This is a genomic window from Mycobacterium sp. E183, from assembly GCF_001667735.1.
Lineage (GTDB): Bacteria > Actinomycetota > Actinomycetes > Mycobacteriales > Mycobacteriaceae > Mycobacterium.
In genome coordinates, this window is the sequence record NZ_LZJN01000062.1 from 26,172 (window position 1) to 46,746 (window position 20,575).

Sequence of the window (20,575 nt, forward strand, 5' to 3'; positions counted from 1 at the left end):
AACGGCCTTCCATGACCACAGTGCGCGACGCCATCCTCGACCTGTTCCGCTCACACGATCTGACCACCTGGTTCGGCAACCCCGGCTCGTCGGAATTGGCACTGCTGCAGGACTTTCCCGACGACTTCCGCTACTTCCTGGGCCTGCAGGAGATGATCCCGGTCGGGATGGCCGACGCCTACGCTCAAGTCACCCGCCGTCCCGCCGTGGTCAACCTGCACACCGCCCCCGGCATGGGTAACGCGCAAGGCCAGATCTACAACGCCTACGTCAACAAGACGCCGCTGCTCATCACCGCGGGCAACCAGCGCCGCAACATGCAGAACCAGTACTGCCTGCTGACCAATCACGAACCCACCACCACGCCAAAGCCGTTCGTGAAGTGGGCCGCCGAGCCGGCGACCGCCAGCGAGTCCCCGGCCGTGCTGGCCCGGGCGATCCACCTGGCCACCACCCCGCCGATGGGCCCGGTGTTCGTCTCGCTGCCGATGGACGACATGCCGATCGAACTGACCGACGGCCAGCTCGCCGACATCGCGGTGGTGCGCGAACGCACGGTGACCCACGCAACCGGTTTCCCGACCGAGCTGGCCGAGCAGGTCGGCGCACAACTCGACGCCGCCACCTCCCCGGCGATCATTGTGGGCGGCGATATCGACCGCTACGACGCGTATGACGCGGTGATCGAGCTGGCCGAGCGCACCGAATCGCCGGTATACACCGCACCATTGACCGGCTGGAGCGGCTTCCCGGAGAATCACCGGCTCTATCACGGCGCGCTGCCCCCGGGGGCGGGCTGGATCTCCGGGCTGCTCGCGGGCCACGACCTGATCCTCACGATCGGGACGCCGGTGTTCCGCTATTACCCGCTGGTGCCCGGGCCGTACCTGCCCGAGGGCGCTCGCTTGATCCAGATCACCAACGATCCCGACGAGGCCGCCCGCGCCCCCGTCGGTGACGCGATCGTCGCGGACATTCGCGCCGCCACTCGGGCCTTGGCGGCGGCGGTCAAACCCACCCAGCGCTCCGCGCCCGCGCCACGCGCCGCAGTCCCCGAACGGGTTTCGGAGCAGGTGCCGCTGAAGCCCGCGGATCTGTGGACCGCTGTTGCTCACGCCGCACCCGCGGACACGCTATGGGTCAGCGAAGCGGGCAGCAACGAGATCACCATGACCGAAAGCATCCGTCCGGGCAATCCGCGGTCACATCTGTCGGCCGCCGGCGGGGGACTCGGCTGGGGCCTGCCGGCCTCGGTCGGTGCTCAAGTCGCGGCTCCGGACCGGCCGGTCGTGTCGTGCATGGGTGACGGCTCCATCCACTATGCGATCACCGCGCTGTGGAGCGCGGCGCGCTACAACATCCCCCTCACCGTGGTGGTGGCGTCTAACGCCGAATACGGTGTGGTCAAAGAGTTCGGCGTGTGGGAAAAGACCCCGAACGTCCCCGGGCTCGACATCCCCGGCCTCGACATCGTCGCGACCGCGGCCAGCTACGGCGTCGACGCCCACGAAGCGCACAGCTCCGACGAGGTATTCGAACTGGTCAAAGCCGGCATCGCCGACCGCGACCGTCCCACCCTGATCAACGCCCGCACGACACCCGTGCCCGGGGGATTCGGCAGCTAGGAGACTTCTGGTGGACGGCACGATCATTTCGGCGTTCGCCGCGGCGCTTCAGGGCCGCGACGCGGTGGCCGCCGACGAGGCCACCCTGGCCGAACACACCAAAGATTACTGGGGTTTCGGCCGACAACCTGGTCTGGTGTTGCGCCCGCGCAGTCGCGACGACGTCGTCGCCGCCGTCAAAGTTGCTGCTGAACATCATGTTTCGTTGGTTACCCGCGCCGGCGCATCGAACTGCAGTGCCGGAGTCATGGCCGGCGCGGACCGCGTGGTGATCGATCTGACCCAGATGAACCAGATCCTCGACATCAACCCGGCAGCTCGCACGGCTCGGGTCCAGCCCGGTGTCATCAACTTCGATCTGCAACAGCAGCTAGCCCCACACAAACTGGTGTTCTCACCCGACCCGGTATCGGCACATCTGGCTAGCGTCGGCGGCAACATCATCGAAAACGCCGGTGGGCCACACGCTCTCAAGTACGGCGTCACCTACAACCACGTCCTCGGCGTCGAAGCGGTTCTGGCTGATGGCACCGTGATCAACCTCAGCGCGGCCGACGACGGCCCGGATCTGCTCGGGGTGCTGATCGGGTCGGAAGGTACTCTTGCGATCCTCACGGAGGCGACCGTCGCGTTGCGCCCCATTGCGCCGGTCACTCGCAGCCTGATGGGCAGCTTCGACACCGCCCGGGAGGCAGCTGAAACCATCTCCGCGATCATCCGGACCGGGACCGTGCCCGCGGCGGTCGAATGGCTCGACCGAGCCGGCATCAACGGCCTGCAGCAGTTCACCGACACCGGCTATCCCACCGACGCCGACGCGATCGTGCTCATCGACGTCGACGGGACCGCCGCCGAGGTCGACCGCGACGGCGCGATCGTAGAAAAGGTTTTGCGACAACACGCCACCGAGGTGCGCCGCGCCGATGATGACGACGCCCGCGCCAAGCTCTGGTACGGACGCCTGCACGCCCCGGACGCCGTCGTGCACAGCGGCAAAGGCTTCTTCATCGGCGACGTCACCGTTCCGCGCCAACACATTCCGGAGATGCAGCAGGCAATCCAGGACGCCGCCAAACGACACTCGGACGCCCTGCTGTTCATCGCCGTGACCGGACATGCCGGAGACGGGGACCTACACCCGACCACCTTTTACGACAAGGAGAACCCCGACGCGCCCGCGGCTTTGGAAGCCGCCAACAACGAGATCATCGAAGCGGCATTGAAGCTGGATGGCACGATCACCGGCGAGCACGGGGTGGGCACCGAGAAAATCCAATTCATGACGAAACGCTTCACCCCGGTCGAGATCGCCGCGCAACGCATCCTCAAGCGGGTCTTCGATCCCGCGCACACCTTCAACCCCGGCATCATGTTGCCCGAACCCTCACCAGAAGAACCCGCGCTGCCTGCGTTCGAAGCCGCCGTGCGCGCGGCGCTCGAAGGTCATCCGAACACCGCACCGCACGCCGACGGCGACGACACCACGGTCGAGGTCAACACCGGCAACTTGAACCTGGTGGTCGGCGCCGCGGTCACCCTCGGCGACCTGTCGCGCAAACTCCACGAGCAAGGTGTGACCTGCCCGGCCGTCCCAATGGAGGGCCTCGACCGCACCGTCGGCGAACTGATCGCCAACGCGACCGGCCAGGAACGCCTCGAGGTGCGCCACGGGCTGCTCGGCGTCGAGGTCGTCCTCCCCGACGGTGCCGCCGCTGCCCGCTTCGGCGGCCAGAACATGAAAGACGTCGCGGGCTACGACACCAAACGGCTGTTCATCGGCGGGGGAAACGCATTCGGGACGATCACCAGCGCTGTCTTCAAGATCGCGGTCGCACGGTAGACCGATGTCCTGGCAGATGCATGCCATCGCTACCTACGGGCGAGTCGTCCGTCGACCTCGCACCTATGCCACTGCGCGAAGCGCGCGCGCCTATCTCAATCGGCCCAAGAACAGCGGCGGGCCACCGCCTGGGATCGCGACGTCAGCTCGTTACCGTCTGACCCGTGCCACCGTGGGCGGGTTCGATTGCTACACAGTGCAATCGGCGAGCGGTACGCCAATTCCTGCCCGCGGCCCGTCGGTGGTCTACGTCCACGGGGGCGCCTACGTCAACCAGATCGCGCCCGCGCACTGGAAACTCGTCTGCGCGATCGCCGACGCGACCCGGCGCCCTGTGCACGTCCCCCTCTACGGACTCGCGCCGCAGCACCATGCCGAGGAAGCGATCGACTTCCTCGGGCACGTGATCGGCCGAGCCGCGCATGACGGGCCCACCTATCTGGCCGGTGACTCCTCCGGCGGGGGCCTGGCGCTCGCCGCTACCCAGGCGACCATCAGCGCCGGAGCCACCCCGCCGCTCGGGCTCACCCTGATCAGTCCGTGGCTCGACATCGCACTGACCAATCCCGCCATCCCAACCCTCGCCAAGCGCGACCCCTGGCTCGCGGTTCCCGGCCTGCGCGAGTGCGGCCGCGTATGGGCCGGACATCTCCCGGCGGACGACTACCGGGTCAGCCCCATCTTCGGTGCGCTGCACAATCTTCCACCCATCGACCTCTACGTCGGCGACCGCGACATCTTCGTCGCCGACTGCCGCCGGCTGCGGGACACCATCGGCACCGGCCGCATTGCCTACCACGAGCAGCCCGGGGCGATTCACGTCTACCCGCTGCTGCCCGTTCCGGAAGCCAAGCCCGCACGCCGCGCACTGCTCGGCCACATCGACGCCGCCCTCGTCAAAAGTGAGCAATTTTGACGAGTCGCACAGTCGGCCTCCCGCACACCACCACACTCGAAAGCCTGCGCTTCACCACGCTGGTGGCGCTGCCCAACGTGGCCGAGGGCCTCTTCAGCCGCCGACCCGCGGTAACCGCTGCGCTCAACCGAGCCGGTGTCGCCCGCAGCGCACACCGGCTGCTCACCGCGCTGCACCGGCGCTACGGTGACGGACCGATCTGGGTGAAGGTGGGAGGCAAGCCCACGCTGCTCGTCTTCGGCCCGGATCAGATCCGTTTCGTACTCTCCCACGCGCCGGAGCCTTTCGCGTCCGACCCCGAGCCCAAACTCTCCGGAATGAACAAATTCCAGCCGCACGCCCTGACCATCTCACGAGGCGACCATTGGTCCGACCGCCGCCGATTCACCGAGGCTGTCCTGGCGCAAGCCGCCGGTAGCGGCGCGGTCGCCCACCGGTGCGACACCGTCGCGGACCAGGAAGCCCGAGCCATGCCCGACAACCTTGACTGGCCATGGTTTCACAGCGTGATACAGCGAATCGCGCGCCGAATCATTCTCGGCGACAACGCAGCTGACGACCAAAAAATATCGGCGCAACTCGTGACGCTGATGGCCAAAGCCAACCCACCCGGCAGGGGAGACCCCGAGCTTTTCGACACCTTCCTGACCGCGCTGAGCCGCTACGCTCAAGCCGCGGACGCACACAGCCTGGTCGGACAATTCGCCGCGGCGCCCGCCTCCGACGTCACGTACCCGACCCATCAAGTCATCCACTGGATGTTCGCGATGGGTGACACCCTGGCCATCAATCTCTGGCGTTGTCTGGCGCTGCTGGCCACACACACCGAGATTCTCCTCAACGCGCAGAACGCAATCGACGAACACAGTGCCCACGACTACCTCGTGGGCTGCCTATCCGAAGCGATGCGCCTCTGGCCCAGCACCCCCGTCTTGGCGCGAACCCTCACCGGGCCCACCAAGTGGGACGGCGAGATCGTGCCCGCGGGAACACAAGTCATGATCGTCAACACCTTCAACCACCGCGACACCAGCCGTTTCCCCGGGGCCGATCAGTTCAATCCCACAGCGTGGACCCAAGGGGCCGCCCAATCGTCGTGGTCATTCAACTTCTTCAGTCACGGCCCGCAAGCATGCCCGGGCGCCGACCTTGCGCTACGAATCGGCGTCGCCGTATTGACGGCCGTCCTCGGCGAGCGCAGCCCGGCGGCGACCGGTGCCAATCTGGACCCACACCGACCGCTGCCACGCACGCTCGACCACTCGCGTGTCGGCATTCGATTGAGACGCCGGCCCTGAAACACAGGCACCGCGCAGACTCGTCGGCCACGCTCAACGCCTTCGGGGTGCGGCCATCGCCGAGCCCCCGCCGGCGATCGAGGTGCCCGGTCACACCCGACTCGACCCCAAAGCTTGACTCGATGTCGAACGGATGTTCGAATAGAGGTCATGCGCTGGGCGGGCCAGGCGGTCGCCGTCAACGGGGACCCCGTCGAGGACGGGGCGCTACCGGGGCTGCAGCGGATCGGCCTCGTCCGCAGCGTGCGGGCCCCGCACTTCGAGGGCATCACGTTTCACGAGGTGCTGTGCAAGTCGGCACTCAACAAGGTGCCGGACGCCTCCGCGCTGCCGTTCCGGTACACCGTCAACGGCTACCGCGGTTGCTCGCACGCATGCCGCTACTGCTTCGCGCGGCCCACACACGAATACCTGGACTTGAACTGCGGCAACGACTTCGACAGCCAGGTCATCGTCAAGACCAACGTCGCCGAGGTCCTTCGCCGCGAGCTGCGCCGGCCGTCGTGGCGGCGCGAGACCGTCGCGCTGGGCACCAACACCGATCCCTACCAGCGGGCGGAGGGGCGCTACGCGCTGATGCCCGGCATCATCGCCGCCCTCGCCGAATCCGGCACACCGCTGTCGATCCTCACCAAGGGCACGCTGCTGCGGCGCGACCTGCCGTTGATCGCCGATGCGGCGCAACACGTTCCGCTGTCGGTCGCGGTGTCGCTGGCGGTCGGTGACCCGGACCTGCATCGCGACGTCGAGCCGGGCACGCCGAGTCCGCAGGCGCGCCTGGGCCTGATCGCGGCGATCCGCGAGGCCGGCCTGGACTGCCACGTGATGGTGGCGCCGGTGCTGCCGCAGCTGACCGACTCGACGGAGCACCTCGATCGGCTGCTCGGCCAGATCGCGGCGGCCGGCGCCACCGGTGTCACGGTCTTCGGCCTGCACCTGCGCGGCTCGACGCGTGGCTGGTTCATGGCCTGGCTGGCGCGCTCGCATCCCGACTTGGTGGCCCGCTACCGCGAGCTTTACCGGCGCGGTGCGTACCTGCCCCCGGATTACCGCGAGATGCTGCGGGGCCGGGCCGCGCCGCTGATCGCGAAATACCGGCTCGGCGGCGAGCTGCGGTCGTTCCGGCGCCCCGTCGCGGCTACCCCGGCGGAGCCGGAACACGTTCAGGCGACGCTGTTTTGACCTAGGCCGGTTTGTCGCGGCGCGGCTTGGTCAGCGTGAACCGGTCCACCTCGGTGACCGCGCCGAACGGCCCGCTCAACGCGTAGTGCGTGGCCTTGATCGAGGTGTTGCCACCGGGCTGGCCCGGGTCCACGTCGAACGCCGCGAACCCATAGGGATTGTCCCGGTCTCTGAACGCGGACCACGGCGCGTCCTCCACGACGTAGATCGGCGGCTTGGGCCCGAGCGCCGGATCGAACGCGCCGACGCCGGTCAGCACACGGCAGCGCGGCTCGGGGAACAAGAACGCGTTGGTGGGCGCGGACGTGCCGCCGCCGCCGATGACGAGATGCACCGTTCCCTTGGTCGCGTCGATGACGTCGCCGCGGGTGTCGACGGGGATCGGTGTGCGGGTGTCGGTCGGCAGTGTTCCGCGCAAGGGGTGCGAGCGCTCGTAGTGGTGTTCGTGGCCGCACACCACCAGGTCGACCTGGTACTCGTCGAACAACGGGAGCCATGCCTCGCGGATTCCCAGGTCGGCGCCGTTGGCGGGCTTGTCGGCGCTGGAGATCGCCGTCTGGTGCATGCACACGACCACCCAATCAATGTCCGGATCACGCCGCGCTGCGGCGAGTTCGGCTGCCAGCCAACGCTTTTGCTCACCACCCGAGTATCCGTGCACGTAGAAGTTGCCGCCGTCCTGAAACGCCACGTCGTCGTTGTTCAGGCTGATCACCCGCACCGAGCCGGCGGTGAACGAATACCAGAGCCCGCGCGTCTCCGGGCTCGAGCCCGAGTCGGGCACCGCGAAGTACGCCTGATAGGCGCCGTAACCGATTGGGCCGTTGCCCAATTCGTTTTCGTGGTTGCCTGCCGCCGGCATCCACGGCCGGTAGCGCGCCGAGCGGGTGTTGTTCTCGAACCACGCGGACCAGGTACGGATCCGGTCTTGCGCGAGGTTGGCGTAGCACAGGTCGCCGTTGATCAGATTGAACAGCGGCGCCATCCGCTCGACCGCCAGCGTGGTGTCGGCCGACGCGGGCGAGCCGATGTTGTCCGTGCCGTAGCTGCCGTCGGGCATCCTCACCAGCGTCGGCGTGGACTGATCTCCGAAGCTGGTGAATCGGAACGGCTTTCGGCCGGACGGTGCCGTCCTGATGGTGCCCATCTCCGGCTCGGCGCCGTCGTGCACGGCGGCGTACACATAGTCGGTGTCCGGGGCGAGGCCGGTCAAGCGGGCGTGATTCACGCGGACTTCGGTGTTGGACTTGGCATCGCGGTAGGTGCGGGTTTCGGCCGCCACGGTCCGGCCGAGGCCCGACGCCGGCGTGCCGTAGCTGACGCGGGGGTTGCGGATCGCGTCGACGGTGTGCCAGGACACCACCACCTCCGAGGCGGCCTGCCTGCCGAATTGCAGGTGCAGCCCCGTCACCGGCGGCGCGCCGGCGCGGCTCGGCTGGTAGACGAAGGCGGGCGCACCGCGGTGGGACCACACCAAGGCGGCGCCACCCCCGACGCCCGCCCCGAGGGCGGCCGAGACCGCGCTGGTGGTCAACAACCTGCGGCGGCTGATGCCGGGCGCGGCAGCACCGCCGTGGGGCGGTGCGGGTTCGTCGACCACCCCTGCTTCATACCCGAGCGGGGTGAACGTCCGCGGAACGGGCGCGCTAGTGGCTGTGCGGCTCGAGCAGTCCCGCCTGCCCGGTGGAGGGCGGGCGGGCCGCCAGCCACTCGCGGGTGGCCGCGTGCGACCGTTCGATAAGCGTTGCACCGTGGGAGAAGTCGGCCCCGGAGATGGCGACGGGGCACAGCGGGCGGACGACCCGCAGGTCGACCGTTCGCTCGAAGCGTTCGACGTCGACGGCGAGGCGATGGTTCACGGCCAGGGTCAGGGCGTGCAACGCCATGTTGACCGCCGTCTTCGGCGCCGCGGGCAGGGCGCACGAGTAGCCGGTCGGGAGCACCCAGACCCGGTCGGCGCCCAGCGCGATGGCGTGCGACACCGGCGTGTTGTTGACCACGCCGCCGTCCATCAGGTCGCGGCCGTTCACCCGGACCGGTGGAAAAACGCCGGGAATCGCGGCGCTGGCCGCGATCGCGTCCACGGCGTTCCCCGACGACAGCAGGACGTCGCCGCCGGAGACGACGTCGGTGGCCACCACATGCAGGGGGATCGGCGCGTCCTCGAGCCGCGCGAACTCGAGCTTCTCGGCGAGCAGCCGTCGCAACCCGACATTGGGCACCAGGTGCGACCGGCGGCCCAGCATGCCCATCGCGCCTGCGATCGGGTGCGTCGGAAAGATGTCCCTCCGCGACAGCGACGTCCATAGCTCGGCCAGCCCCCGAATCCCCGGGAGATCGGGTCGCGAGGCGATCCACCCGCCGTTGACCGCGCCGACCGACGTCCCGACGATCAGGTCGGGCCGTTCCCCCTCGTCGGCCAGGGCGAGCAGCATTCCGACGTGGATAGCGCCGAGGCTGGCCCCGCCGGACAACACGAAGGCCGTGGGCACAAATGCATAGTAGGGACCTGCGAGCACGCGTAGCGCCGTAACGAATTGGGTAGCGTTTTCGATATGACGAACGTGCGAATAGTGACCACGGGGGTCGCGGTGGCGACGTTTGCGGCCGCCGCAGCGGTGGCCGTCACGCCCGCGACCTCATCCGCGGACCCGGCCGGCCACCAGGTGACTTACACCATCACCGCCACCGGCAACCTCACCGGCAACGTCCGGTACATGAACACCGATCCGCCGAGCCAGGCTGCCTTCGACGCGAACTCGTCGCAGTTCCTCAACAGCGTGCAGACGGCGTTCGCCGCGGGGCAGCCGCTGGTGTACAACACGACGTTGAACGACCCGAATAAGTGGGCGTTCGTGAACGCGAGCGGCGGTTGTCACTGGCCGGATTGCGATTCGTCGAACACGCCGCAGATCCAGTGCCAGATCGCCGTCGACGGTCAGGTCGTGGTGACGCAGAGCGCCACCACCGGCGTGACCTGCTCGACGCGGCCCTGGTGAACCGGTAGGTCCGCTCAGCGGTGCACCCGCAGCGCGAGGTAGTACTCGTGCCGCCGGGTGTGGTCGAGCGTGTAGCCGACCGCCCTGGTCACCCCGTCGTGGTCGGACTCCAGCCAGCGTTCGGTGTGCTGGCGTTCGAATTCGGTCCACGACGGCACGGTGAACCGCTCGAGGACCGTGTCGGGATGCTCGAGGCTGTGATAGAGCCCCCAGCTGTGGCCCCCCGTGCGCAGCCGTGAGCGCCGCACCGCGCTCATCGCCTCGACGAAGTCCTGGAGGGTGTCCGTCGCGACGCGGTAGCGCACGGTCACCAGCACCGGTCCGTCGTTGGGGCATGGCTCGAACACGACCATCGGCATCGGCCAGGCCCGGGAGATGTCGCGGCTCAGCTTCCCGGTCTCCGGGCGCAGCCCGAACGGGACGACGCTCAGCGCGGTGACGCCCAGCAACACCGCCGCCACGGTCAACGCCACGCCGAGCCCCTCGCGCGTGGCGACGACACCCCAGAGGTACGAGCCGACCGCCTGGGAGCCCGTGAATACCAGCAGGTACATCGCCAGCCCGCGGGCGCGAACCCAGCGCGGCAGATGCAGCTGCGCCGCGGCGTTCAACGTCGTCAACGTGATCAGCCAGGTCATCCCCGACAACACCAGGAAGGGCGCCGCCGCCGCGAACGGCAGAAAGACCACCGCAAGGGTGGCGGCGCCGTACGCGGCCGCGCACACCGCCAGCAGCGTGTTGGGCGGCACCTTCTGGCGTAACGGCGCCGGGACCGCGACGGCGAGCACCGCGCCCACACCGATGGCGCCCAGCGCCACGCCGTAGCCGCCGGCCCCCAGGTGCCAGGTGGCGGCGGCCGTCACGGGCAGCAGGGCCAGCAGGGCCGAGGCGGGGAAGACGAACAGGGCCGCGCGCAGCAGGATCCTGCGGAAGATCGGACCGTTGACCACGTAGCCCAACCCGGTCAAGATCGCCTGGCCGAGGTGCTCCCGTTCGATGGGCGCGATCTGCTTGGGTCGCCGCCACCCCGCCAGGGCGACGATGATGCCCACGAACGAGATCGCGTTGATCGCGAAGACCGCCGCCGGGCCCGCCACCGCCAGGACGATGCCGCCGATGGCGGGCCCGACCACCCGGGCGACGTTGACCGAGACGCTGGCCAGCGTTGCGGCGGACGTGATCTGCTCGCGGGGGACGACCTCCGGTTGGATCGCCTGCCAGGCCGGCGCCGTGATCGCGGAGGCGATGCCGATCGCCAGGGTGAACAGCAGCAGTGCGGTCGGGGTGAGGCGCCCGAAGTAGGTCAGCCCGGCCAGCGCGAGCGCTACCACCACCGCATACGACTGCAGGACGATCAGCAACCGTCGCTGGTCGAAGACGTCGGCGAGCGCACCGGCGAACAGCGCCAGCACGAGCGTCGGCCCCAGGCTCGCGGTCTGGACCAGTGCGACGACGGTGGCGCTGCTGTGGCCTTCGACCAAGACCCATTGCGCCGCCACGCTTTGCATCCAGGTGCCCACGTTGGAGACGAACTGCGCGACGAACAATGCGCGGAAAACCTGATTGCGCAACGGCGCCCAGACCGATATCTCCCCGCTGTCGGTGCGCTCCTGCGTCATATCCGACATGCGAGCCTTTCGCGTCGTGCGGCGGGGTAGAAGTCTAAGACACGCACCCAACGCGCGCATGACGGCGCGGCGTCACCGCCGGTGTCCGCCTCGTGATCGGCTGGCCGCCGTAATAGACCTCGACGCCGCCAGCGGGCACGAGAAAGATTGGGGCTAGCCCAAATTCGGAGCGGCGAAGGTGTCGCACTTCTTCGGGTCACCCGTCTGGTAGCCGACGGTGAACCAGTGCTGCCGCTGCTCCGACGAGCCGTGCGTCCACGACTCGGGGTTGACCCGCCCCGTCGCTTCCTTCTGGATGCGGTCGTCGCCCACCGACGCCGCGGCCGAGAGCGCGTCCTGGATGTCCTGATCGCTCAGCGGCTGCAGATAGGGCACGCCGGTGCTCTCCTGCTTGACGGTCGACGCGTAGTGCGCCCAGATCCCGGCGTAGCAGTCCGCCTGCAGCTCCGTGCGCACGCCGTTGCCGCCTGCGCCCTTCGCCCCCTGCTGCGAGCGGCCCAGGATGCCCTGCAATTGCTGCACGTGGTGGCCGTATTCGTGGGCCACCACGTACTCCTGCGCGAACGGCCCACCGCTGGAACCGAATTTGTCGACCAGCTCCTGGAAGAAGTCGGTGTCGAAGTACGCCGTCTGGTCAACGGGGCAATAGAACGGCCCCACCGCGGTGGTGGCCGGCCCGCAGCCCGTGTCCACCGAGCCGGTGAACAACCGGACGTGCGGCCGGGTGTAGCCCTGCATCAGCTGCTTCCACACCGCGTCCACCGAGTTGCCGGTGGCGACCACGCGGCACTGCACGTACTTGTTGGCGTCGGCCCCGGTCTTGCACTGGCTCAGGTCGAACCCGGGCGCCGAGTAGCCGCCGGTGTTCGTCTGCTGCTGGTTGAGCACGCGGCCCGGGTCGACGCCCAACAGCAACGCGCCGATCAGGATGAGCAGCCCGAGGCCGCCGCCCCCGACGGCCATCCCCATGCCGCCGCCGCCCGACGACGACGCGGTGCTGGTGTCGATCTGCATACCCTCGTTGAAGCTCATCGCCCGCTCCTAACGTTGCCCGGTTTCGGCGAACCGCGTATCGGTGTAATTGCGCAGGTTGCGCAGGAATCGGCGGAGCCCCAGGTTGAGCAGCGGCCCCACCGCGTACATCGCCAGCCGCGCCGGGCCCGCGGGCTTCTGCGCCATGGTCCACGTCAGCCGGCACCCACCCGGGATGACCTCGACCCGGTAGTCCTCGGCGAATGCCGCGACGGCCTGCGTCGAGCATTCGTTGAACCGAAAAGCCATGTGGCTGAACGGCTCCCACGCCAGATACTCTTCGTTGCCGACCAGGCCACCGCGCATCTCGACGACGCGGGTGGTGCCCACGCCGCGCGGCTCGGGGCTGGTCCAGGTCACCTTGGTGATCACGCTCGCCCAGCGGGGCCAGGACTCCGCGTCGGCGAGCACCTCGAACAGCTGCTCGGGGGTGATCGCGAGGTCGACGCTGTTGCGATACACGAAGGGCGCGCTGTCGATGAAGCTCAGGTCGACGCGGTCGCAGGGGAACATGGAAATAATCTAGCCGGGGCCGTCGCTCGCCGCGGCCAGCAGCGGCACAAGGACGTCGCTGATCGGCGTAGCCAGATCATGGGCGCGGCCCTTGCGGCTGATCACCCCGTTGCGGATGTCCCACTCCATCCGCCGGCGGTTCTCCCGGTCGGCCAGGATCGAGGTGCCCATGTCCTCGGCGACGTGCCGGAACATCTCGGCCAGCTCGTCGACGATGGTGTCGGGCAGCTTGGCGCCCTCGGCCCGCGCGACCGCCAGGCATTCGGCGACGTAGCGCCGCGACAGTTCGGTGACGTCGTCGCGGCGGAACATGCCGGATCGCCGCCCGGACAGCGCCATGAACCCGGCCAGCGCATTGGTGAGCAACTTGCGCCAGGCGGCGGTGACGAAGTCGGGGTCGCAGTCCACCCGGCACCCGGCTCCGCGCAGCAGGTCGGCGACCGTCTGCGCCGCGGGCCCGCTGGGCAACACCAGCGTCGCTTCGGTGCGCAGCCGCACCCAACCCTCGGGCTGGGTCTCCGCCGAGTACCACACGATGCCGGGCACCACCGGCGACGACGGGCAGTGCGGCTGCACCTGCTCGGCCTGCTCCACGCCGTTCTGCAGCACGACGACGATCGTGTGCGGGTCGCACAGCCGGGTCAGCCAGCCCGACGCCGCGTCGTTCTGGGTGGCCTTGACCGCCAGCAGCACGACGTCGACCGGCCCGGTGACCTCGCCCGGATCGGTGTGCACGGGGCCGGGTACCACGATCGGATCCGCGCCGTCCGGCCGCAATTCGATGCTTTCCCGGGGGGTGTGACCGCACACCAGCACCGAATGCCCTGCCTGGTGAAGCAGCGCGGCGATCGTGGTGCCGACGGCGCCGGGACCGACGAGTGCGATGTTGGTGACGATAGGACCGAAATTACCTCCCTCTAGACTGGGCACTCGTTCCAACCGCGGGAAAGGGAGTGTTTGTGCTGCGCAGCCACGCCGCCGGGTCGCTGAGAAGCAGCGACGCCGGACAGCAGGTGACGCTAGCGGGCTGGGTGGCTCGCCGCCGCGACCACGGCGGCGTCATCTTCATCGATCTGCGCGACGCCTCGGGGGTCGCGCAGGTGGTGTTCCGCAACGCTGACGTGCTGGCGCAGGCGCACCGGTTGCGCGCCGAATTCTGCGTCGCGGTCACCGGTGTCGTCGAGATCCGGCCGGAGGGCAACGCCAACCCGGAGATCGCCACCGGCGACATCGAGGTCAACGTCGCCACCCTGACCGTGCTCGGCGAGAGCGCGCCGCTGCCGTTCCAGCTCGACGAGCCCGCCGGCGAGGAGCTGCGGCTGAAGTACCGCTACCTCGACCTGCGCCGCGACGGGCCGGCCGCGGCGCTTCGCCTGCGCTCCAAGGTGAATGCCGCCGCCCGCGCGGTGCTGGCCGGCCACGACTTCGTCGAGATCGAGACGCCGACGATCACCCGGTCGACGCCGGAGGGCGCGCGCGACTTCCTGGTGCCGGCCCGGCTGCACCCCGGCTCGTTCTACGCCCTGCCCCAGAGCCCGCAGCTGTTCAAGCAGTTGCTGATGGTGGCCGGGATGGAGCGCTACTACCAGATCGCCCGCTGCTACCGGGACGAGGATTTCCGCGCCGACCGGCAGCCCGAGTTCACCCAGCTCGACATGGAGATGAGCTTCGTCGACGCCGAGGACATCATCGCGATCTCCGAGGAGATCCTGACCGCGCTGTGGACGCTGATCGGCTACCAGGTCCCCACACCCATCCCGCGGATCACCTATGCCGACGCGATGCGCCGATTCGGCTCCGACAAGCCGGACATGCGGTTCGGGCTGGAGCTCGTCGAGTGCACAGAGTTCTTCAAAGACACCACGTTTCGTGTCTTCCAGGCGCCGTACGTGGGCGCGGTGGTGATGCCGGGCGGGGCGTCGCAGCCGCGTAGGACGCTGGACGGCTGGCAGGACTGGGCCAAGCAGCGCGGCCACCGCGGGCTGGCCTACGTGCTCGTCGGAGATGACGGCACGCTGGGCGGCCCGGTGGCCAAAAACCTGACCGACGCCGAGCGCGACGGCCTGGCCGCCCACGTCGGGGCCGAGCCGGGGGACTGCATCTTCTTCTCCGCCGGCCTGCCCAAGCCGTCGCGCGCACTGCTGGGCGCCGCCCGCGGAGAGATCGCCAGCCGGCTCGACATGATCGATCCCGAGGCGTGGGCGTTCGTCTGGGTGGTGGACCCGCCGCTGTTCGAGCCCGCCGACGAGGCGACCGCCGCCGGGGACGTGGCCGTCGGCTCGGGCGCGTGGACGGCGGTACACCACGCGTTCACCTCGCCCAAGCCCGAGTACTCCGACGTGGTCGACACCGACCCCGGCGCCGTGCTGGCCGACGCCTACGACATCGTCTGCAACGGCAACGAGATCGGTGGGGGATCGATACGTATCCACCGCCGCGACATCCAGGAGCGCGTATTCGCCGTGATGGGCCTGGACCAGGTCGAGGCCGAGGAGAAGTTCGGATTTCTGTTGGAGGCGTTCACCTTTGGCGCGCCGCCGCACGGCGGGATCGCCTTCGGCTGGGACCGGATCAACGCGCTGCTGTCGCGCGTCGACTCGATCCGCGAGGTGATCGCGTTCCCGAAGACCGGCGGCGGCGTCGACCCGCTCACCGATGCGCCCGCGCCGATCACCGCGCAGCAGCGCAAGGAGTCCGGAATAGACGCCAAACCGGAGAAGGTTGACCGGGCATGACGGAAATGCCTGACACCCAGACCATCAACGCGTTCAACCAGAGCATCATCGACGAGTTCCGATCCAACGGCGGCAAGGTCGGCGGCCAATTCGAGGGCGCCAACCTGCTCCTGCTGCACACAACCGGCGCCAAGTCGGGTGAGCCTCGGGTGTCGCCGCTGGCCTACTTCGACATCGACGGCAAGCTGATCATCATCGGCTCGTTCGCCGGCGCGCCCGTCAGCCCGGCGTGGGTGCACAATCTCCGGGCCAACCCCGCGGCGCATGTCGAGGTTGGCACCGAGGAGTTCGACGTGGCCGCCCACGAGTTGCCGCGCGCCGAACGCGACGCGCTGTTCGACAAGATCACCGCGGCCGCGCCCGGCTTCGCCGAGTACCAATCCAAGACCAGCCGGGTCATTCCGCTGTTCGAGTTGCGGCGCACTTAGGTGTCGTGAACAGCTCGCGGCCGTCGGTTGTTCTCGCCGCCGCGCGTGCGGGCAACAAAAGGCTGCGACTGGTGTGGTTCAACCTGATTCAGACCTCCGTGGCCGCGGGACTGTCGTGGTATCTCGCGCACGACGTCTTGGAACATCCGCAGCCGTTCTTCGCGCCGATCGCGGCCGCCGTGTCGTTGTCGACGAGCAACGTGCTGCGCGCGCAACGCGCCATCCAGATGATGGTCGGGGTAACTCTCGGCATCGGGCTTGGTTCGGTGGTGCAGGCCGTGCTCGGCCCCGGGGCGGTCCCGATCGCGATCGCCGCCTTGGTCGCGCTCGGGGCCGCGGTGTTCATCGGGGGCGGCTTCATCGGACACGGGATGATGTTTGCCAACCAGACCGTGGTGTCGGCGATCCTGGTGTTGGCGCTGTTTCACAGCGGCCTGGGCTGGGAGCGCATCTTCGACGCGCTGATCGGCGGTGGGGTGGCCATCGTGTTCGCCGTCTTGCTGTTCCCCGCCGACCCGCTGAGGGTGCTGCGCAACGCGCGCGTCGGCGTGCTGGGCGTGCTGCACGACGTCTTGTCGCGGGCGGCGGACGTCGCCGTCGGACGCAAGGTGCCGCCATCCGACTGGCCACTGACGGCGGTCGACCGAGTGCACGAACAGCTCAGCGGACTGCTCGAGGCGCGCACCACGGCCCGCCAGGTGGTGCGAGTCGCGCCGCGCCGCTGGGGCATGCGCGACACGGTCCATGCCGCCGACCGCCAGGCCGTACACGTGGCCTTGCTGGCCGGTTCGGTGCTCCAACTGGCCCGCGCCGTCGCCCCTACCGCCGACGGCAGTCGCGACGGGCTTCCGCAGACCGTGCCCACCGTCTTGGTGGTGCTCGCGGCCGCGACCGCCCTCGCCGACGCCGATCCGGCCGGCGCGTGCGCGTACATCGCGTCCGCGCGTCATCACGCTTCGGAATTGCAGTCGATCGCCCGCGAGAAGACGCAGCTGATCCTCGCCGACGTCGTCAGCGCCTGCGTCGACGACCTGCAACGCGTGATCGACCTGCGGCACGTGTGAGGTTCAGCGGGAGTCGGCCAGGAACTCCTGGACCAACTTCCTGGGGGCCTGCGTCAGCCACGCCTCGGTGATCAGCTCCTCGAGGTCGCGGACCGAGATCGCGTCCAGTTTGACCAGCACCGCCGGGTAGCCGTCGAAATGCGGTGTCGTGAAATAGACGTCCGGCTCGTCGGCGATCAGCCCGAACTTGACGCCCTCGTCGGACACCCGCACACCGAGGATGTCGCCGCCGGGCGGTTCCGCGCCCCCGTCTGCCAGCGCCTCGCGTTCGGAGGGGCGCAACGGCCGCTCCCACGCCAGCAACTTCTTGCCGACCCGCCAATCATGCGGGGACGGCTCCGAGGTGAGTGCCAGCTCACGGACGATGCGGGCGACGTCGTACCACGTGGCCACATCTCGATTGTGCTCCCGGTTTGGTCTGCGTGCCGCCGGATCGGCAAACGATTTCGCGTCGCGGACGGCGCGCAAGCGGCCGGCGTGTGATGTGATCAGCCTTGTGTCTGAAGCTGACGCCGGGACCGCCCGCCGCCACCGAGTCACCCACCGCACCGAGTACCGGTACTCCGACGTGGTGACCGGCTCCTACGGCCGCGGCTTCCTCACCCCGCGCGATTCGGCGCGGCAGCGGTGCGTCGCGCACCGGCTGACCATCGACCCGGCCGCCGCCGACGTCTCCACCAGCGTCGACGTCTACGGCAACATCAGCTCCTACTTCCACGTCACCGAGCCGCACCATGCCCTGACCGTGACCAGCGACTCCATCGTCGACGTCTATCCGCCCGCCCCGGGGCGCTACACCAGCGGGCCCGCGGTGCAACCGTGGGAAGACTCCCGCCCAGTGGGCGGCAGGGGCGCGCTCGCCGCCGAATTCACGCTCGACCTGAATCCGCCCGAGATCACCGACGAGATCCGGGAGTACGCGGCGCCCAGTTTCGCCCCGGGGCGCCCGCTGGTCGACGTTCTGCGTGACCTCGCGTCGAGGATTTTCGCCGACTTCACCTACCGCTCGGGGTCGACGACGATTTCCACTGGTGTCAATGCGGTTCTGGCGGCCCGGGAAGGGGTATGTCAAGACTTTGCCAGGCTGGCGATCGCCTGCCTGCGCGCCAACGGTCTTGCGGCCAGCTACGTGTCCGGGTACCTGGCCACCGACCCGCCACCGGGAAAGGATCGAATGATCGGGATAGACGCCACCCACGCCTGGGCGGGGGTGTGGACCCCGCAGGAACCAGGCCAGTTCGAATGGCTCGGCCTGGATCCCACCAACGACCAGCTGGTCGACGAGCGCTACATCATCGTGGGACGCGGCCGCGACTACGCGGACGTGCCGCCGCTGCGCGGCATCATCTACACCAATTCCGAACACAGCGTGATCGACGTCGCCGTCGACGTGGTGCCGTTCGAGGGGGATGCGCTGCATGCGTGACTTCAACTGCCCCAACTGCGGCCAGCGCCTGACGTTCGAGAACTCCACCTGCCTGAATTGCGGCAGCGCGCTGGGGTTTTCGCTCGAGCAGATGGCTCTGATGGTGATCGCCGAGGAGAACGCCGGCGACCACGCCGGGTTCGTGGACGCCGCCGAGTATCAATTGTGTGCCAATCTCCAACTGGCCGAATGCAATTGGCTGGTGCCCGTCAACAATCCCCGGCTGCTTTGCACGTCCTGTGCGCTGACCACCGTGCGGCCCAACGACGCCGACACCGCCGGTCTGGCCGAGTTCGCCCGGGCGGAGGCGGCCAAGCGGCGGCTGATCGCGGAGCTGCACGAACTCAAGCTGCCGATCATCGGGCGCGACGAGGATCCCCAGCAGGGCCTGGCATTCCACCTGCTGTCCAGCGCGCACGAGAAGGTAATGACCGGGCACGACAACGGCGTCATCACGCTCGATCTCGCCGAGGGCGACGACGTGCACCGCGAGCAACTCCGGGTGGAGATGGAGGAGCCGTATCGCACCCTGCTGGGGCACTTCCGGCACGAGATCGGGCACTACTATTTCTACCGGCTGATCGCGCCGTCGAGTGACTACCTCGCGCGGTTCAACGAGCTGTTCGGCGATCCCGACGCGGATTACCAGGAGGCGCTGGACCGCCACTACAGCGAGGGGCCACCCGAGGACTGGCAGGAGGACTTCGTCTCGTCGTATGCCACCATGCATCCCGCCGAGGACTGGGCCGAGACGTTCGCCCACTACCTGCACATCCGCGACACCCTGGACACCTCGGCGTGGTGCGGCTTCGCGTCGGCGTCGGCGACGTTCGACCGGCCGGCGTTGGGCCCCAGCGCCTTTCAGACGATCATCGACATGTGGTTGCCGCTGTCGTGGTCGCTGAACATGGTGAACAGGTCAATGGGCCATGACGACCTCTACCCGTTCGTGCTGCCCGTCGCGGTGCTGGAGAAGATGAAGTTCATCTACACCGTGATCGACGAGGTGACGTCGGAGTCACGGGGACCGGCCGCCATCGCGGGGTAGGTCGAGACGATGTGCTTCTCCATCACGGCGGACCTGGTGGTGGGCACCGCCCTCGTGCCGGTCGCGGTGGCCAGCCTGCGCGAGGTGAAGCACTGGCGCGAGGTGCCTTTCGCTTCGCTGCCCGCGGTGTTCTCGGTCCACCAGTTTCTCGAGGCGGCGGTGTGGCCCAATCGCTTCGTCTCGGCCGGGGTGGCGGAGTTCGCGATGCACGCCTATGTGTTCATCGCGCTGCCGGTGCTCCCGCTATTGGTTCCGTTGGCGATCCTGATGCTCGAACCGCGCGGCGCGCGGCTGCGGGTTGCGCCGTTTGCGGTGCTCGGTGCGGTGGTGTCGGCCTATCTCGCGATGGTCGTCCTCATCAAGCCGGTCGGGGTGACGAGGTGCCCGCACGCGCTGGAATACCAGACCGCCGCTCGTGAAAGTTACTTGTGGGCAACGCTCTACATTGTCGCGGTCATCGGGCCCGCGTTGCTGTCGGGCTATCGCTCCATTGTGGCGTTCGGATTGGCAAACCTGGTGGGGCTGATCGCGGTCGGCCTCCTCTACTTTGAAGCGTTCGCGTCGTTCTGGTGCATATATGCCGCCGTGCTGTCGGTTTTGGTGCTGGTGCACATGCGACGTCGGCGGCGGTTGCCCGACGAGCACCGCTTCCGGGGTGATGACCTGGATCGCGCAGCATCGAACGTGTGATTCTCTCAAATCCCTTGTGTCACTTTAGCTTCAACCGTCACAATGCGGGCTTTTTTGTCGGTGGGGGTTTCTAGAGTTTGAGGTATGGAGGCCAGTCGTGAGGAGATCGTCGACGCTATCGACGCGCTCGACGGCGACGCGGACCGCCTGT

The 20,575-nt window shown here is 68.5% G+C and carries 19 protein-coding genes; 12 read left to right on the forward strand and 7 right to left on the reverse strand.

What is annotated here, in order from left to right:
- Positions 1 to 11: 11 nt before the first annotated feature.
- From mdlC to A5691_RS06275, 5 genes are all read left to right on the forward strand, one after another.
- A complete protein-coding gene (gene mdlC / locus A5691_RS06255) occupies positions 12 to 1,625 on the forward strand; it encodes a benzoylformate decarboxylase (protein WP_068019397.1) in 1,614 nt (537 codons plus the stop codon).
- 10 nt (positions 1,626 to 1,635) lie between these two features.
- Positions 1,636 to 3,465: an FAD-binding oxidoreductase gene (locus A5691_RS06260; RefSeq protein WP_369827177.1), complete on the forward strand. Its 1,830-nt coding sequence runs from the start codon at positions 1,636 to 1,638 to the stop codon at positions 3,463 to 3,465.
- Positions 3,466 to 3,706: 241 nt separating this feature from the next.
- Positions 3,707 to 4,381, forward strand: a complete 675-nt coding sequence (locus A5691_RS06265) for an alpha/beta hydrolase fold domain-containing protein (protein ID WP_197499060.1) — start codon at positions 3,707 to 3,709, stop codon at positions 4,379 to 4,381.
- The gene (locus tag A5691_RS06270) at positions 4,378 to 5,679 is read left to right on the forward strand and encodes a cytochrome P450 (protein WP_068019395.1); all 1,302 of its coding nucleotides are present in this window, start codon (positions 4,378 to 4,380) and stop codon (positions 5,677 to 5,679) included. Before A5691_RS06265 ends, A5691_RS06270 begins: the two co-directional genes overlap by 4 nt.
- 150 nt (positions 5,680 to 5,829) lie before the next feature.
- Positions 5,830 to 6,861: an Rv2578c family radical SAM protein gene (locus A5691_RS06275; RefSeq protein ID WP_067752670.1), complete on the forward strand. Its 1,032-nt coding sequence runs from the start codon at positions 5,830 to 5,832 to the stop codon at positions 6,859 to 6,861.
- A 1-nt stretch (position 6,862) separates the two neighbouring features.
- Here A5691_RS06275 and A5691_RS06280 read toward each other — a convergent pair whose 3' ends face one another.
- Together A5691_RS06280 and A5691_RS06285 are read right to left on the reverse strand one after the other, a co-directional pair.
- A complete protein-coding gene (locus A5691_RS06280; RefSeq protein ID WP_068019392.1) occupies positions 6,863 to 8,461 on the reverse strand; it encodes a metallophosphoesterase family protein in 1,599 nt (532 codons plus the stop codon).
- 46 nt (positions 8,462 to 8,507) lie between these two features.
- Complete coding sequence (locus tag A5691_RS06285; protein ID WP_068019417.1) at positions 8,508 to 9,353, reverse strand: patatin-like phospholipase family protein; 846 nt, start codon at positions 9,351 to 9,353, stop codon at positions 8,508 to 8,510.
- Between the two features lie 63 nt (positions 9,354 to 9,416).
- Here A5691_RS06285 and A5691_RS06290 point away from each other — a divergent pair, with 63 nt between their 5' ends.
- Positions 9,417 to 9,860, forward strand: a complete 444-nt coding sequence (locus tag A5691_RS06290) for a hypothetical protein (RefSeq protein ID WP_067752663.1) — start codon at positions 9,417 to 9,419, stop codon at positions 9,858 to 9,860.
- A 14-nt stretch (positions 9,861 to 9,874) separates the two neighbouring features.
- Here A5691_RS06290 and A5691_RS06295 read toward each other — a convergent pair whose 3' ends face one another.
- From A5691_RS06295 to A5691_RS06310, 4 genes are all read right to left on the reverse strand, one after another.
- Positions 9,875 to 11,488, reverse strand: coding sequence for an MFS transporter (locus tag A5691_RS06295; RefSeq protein ID WP_231982291.1), 1,614 nt, complete (start codon positions 11,486 to 11,488; stop codon positions 9,875 to 9,877).
- A 153-nt stretch (positions 11,489 to 11,641) separates the two neighbouring features.
- The gene (locus A5691_RS06300; RefSeq protein WP_067752656.1) at positions 11,642 to 12,520 is read right to left on the reverse strand and encodes a neutral zinc metallopeptidase; all 879 of its coding nucleotides are present in this window, start codon (positions 12,518 to 12,520) and stop codon (positions 11,642 to 11,644) included.
- A gap of 9 nt (positions 12,521 to 12,529) precedes the next feature.
- Positions 12,530 to 13,033: an SRPBCC family protein gene (locus A5691_RS06305; RefSeq protein WP_067752653.1), complete on the reverse strand. Its 504-nt coding sequence runs from the start codon at positions 13,031 to 13,033 to the stop codon at positions 12,530 to 12,532.
- A 9-nt stretch (positions 13,034 to 13,042) separates the two neighbouring features.
- Positions 13,043 to 13,930, reverse strand: coding sequence for an oxidoreductase (locus tag A5691_RS06310; protein WP_197499049.1), 888 nt, complete (start codon positions 13,928 to 13,930; stop codon positions 13,043 to 13,045).
- 56 nt (positions 13,931 to 13,986) lie between these two features.
- Between A5691_RS06310 and aspS the strand changes: the two genes are divergently transcribed.
- Genes aspS through A5691_RS06325 form a run of 3 tightly spaced genes read left to right on the forward strand, consistent with a single transcriptional unit; the run spans position 13,987 to position 17,260 of the window.
- Positions 13,987 to 15,768, forward strand: coding sequence for an aspartate--tRNA ligase (aspS, locus tag A5691_RS06315; protein WP_156675770.1), 1,782 nt, complete (start codon positions 13,987 to 13,989; stop codon positions 15,766 to 15,768).
- Positions 15,765 to 16,196 (forward strand): nitroreductase family deazaflavin-dependent oxidoreductase, encoded by a 432-nt coding sequence (locus A5691_RS06320; RefSeq protein ID WP_067752650.1) that lies wholly within the window; start codon positions 15,765 to 15,767, stop codon positions 16,194 to 16,196. The genes aspS and A5691_RS06320 overlap by 4 nt, the downstream gene beginning before the upstream one ends.
- A 5-nt stretch (positions 16,197 to 16,201) precedes the next feature.
- On the forward strand, positions 16,202 to 17,260 hold the full coding sequence (locus A5691_RS06325) for an aromatic acid exporter family protein (protein WP_068019386.1): 1,059 nt from the start codon (positions 16,202 to 16,204) through the stop codon (positions 17,258 to 17,260).
- 3 nt (positions 17,261 to 17,263) lie between these two features.
- On the opposite strand, the gene A5691_RS06330 is transcribed toward A5691_RS06325, so the two are convergent.
- Positions 17,264 to 17,653 carry an MmcQ/YjbR family DNA-binding protein gene (locus tag A5691_RS06330; protein ID WP_067752644.1) on the reverse strand — a complete coding sequence of 130 codons (390 nt, stop codon included), beginning with the start codon at positions 17,651 to 17,653 and terminating at the stop codon, positions 17,264 to 17,266.
- Positions 17,654 to 17,744: 91 nt separating this feature from the next.
- Between A5691_RS06330 and A5691_RS06335 the strand changes: the two genes are divergently transcribed.
- Genes A5691_RS06335 through A5691_RS06345 form a run of 3 tightly spaced genes read left to right on the forward strand, consistent with a single transcriptional unit; the run spans position 17,745 to position 20,424 of the window.
- Positions 17,745 to 18,686, forward strand: coding sequence for a transglutaminase family protein (locus tag A5691_RS06335; protein WP_231968714.1), 942 nt, complete (start codon positions 17,745 to 17,747; stop codon positions 18,684 to 18,686).
- On the forward strand, positions 18,679 to 19,734 hold the full coding sequence (locus tag A5691_RS06340; protein ID WP_067781832.1) for a putative zinc-binding metallopeptidase: 1,056 nt from the start codon (positions 18,679 to 18,681) through the stop codon (positions 19,732 to 19,734). The genes A5691_RS06335 and A5691_RS06340 overlap by 8 nt, the downstream gene beginning before the upstream one ends.
- A gap of 9 nt (positions 19,735 to 19,743) precedes the next feature.
- The gene (locus A5691_RS06345; RefSeq protein ID WP_067752642.1) at positions 19,744 to 20,424 is read left to right on the forward strand and encodes a DUF6629 family protein; all 681 of its coding nucleotides are present in this window, start codon (positions 19,744 to 19,746) and stop codon (positions 20,422 to 20,424) included.
- The last annotated feature ends 151 nt before the right edge of the window (positions 20,425 to 20,575 follow it).

Coding starts and splice junctions, on each gene's coding strand:
- A5691_RS06300 (WP_067752656.1), bottom strand. CDS start 12,520: ATGAGCTTCAACGAGGGTATGCAGATCGACACCAGCACCGCGTCGTCG.
- A5691_RS06340 (WP_067781832.1), top strand. CDS start 18,679: ATGCGTGACTTCAACTGCCCCAACTGCGGCCAGCGCCTGACGTTCGAG.
- A5691_RS06295 (WP_231982291.1), bottom strand. CDS start 11,488: ATGTCGGATATGACGCAGGAGCGCACCGACAGCGGGGAGATATCGGTC.
- A5691_RS06305 (WP_067752653.1), bottom strand. CDS start 13,033: ATGTTCCCCTGCGACCGCGTCGACCTGAGCTTCATCGACAGCGCGCCC.
- A5691_RS06345 (WP_067752642.1), top strand. CDS start 19,744: ATGTGCTTCTCCATCACGGCGGACCTGGTGGTGGGCACCGCCCTCGTG.
- A5691_RS06275 (WP_067752670.1), top strand. CDS start 5,830: ATGCGCTGGGCGGGCCAGGCGGTCGCCGTCAACGGGGACCCCGTCGAG.
- mdlC (WP_068019397.1), top strand. CDS start 12: ATGACCACAGTGCGCGACGCCATCCTCGACCTGTTCCGCTCACACGAT.
- A5691_RS06320 (WP_067752650.1), top strand. CDS start 15,765: ATGACGGAAATGCCTGACACCCAGACCATCAACGCGTTCAACCAGAGC.
- A5691_RS06290 (WP_067752663.1), top strand. CDS start 9,417: ATGACGAACGTGCGAATAGTGACCACGGGGGTCGCGGTGGCGACGTTT.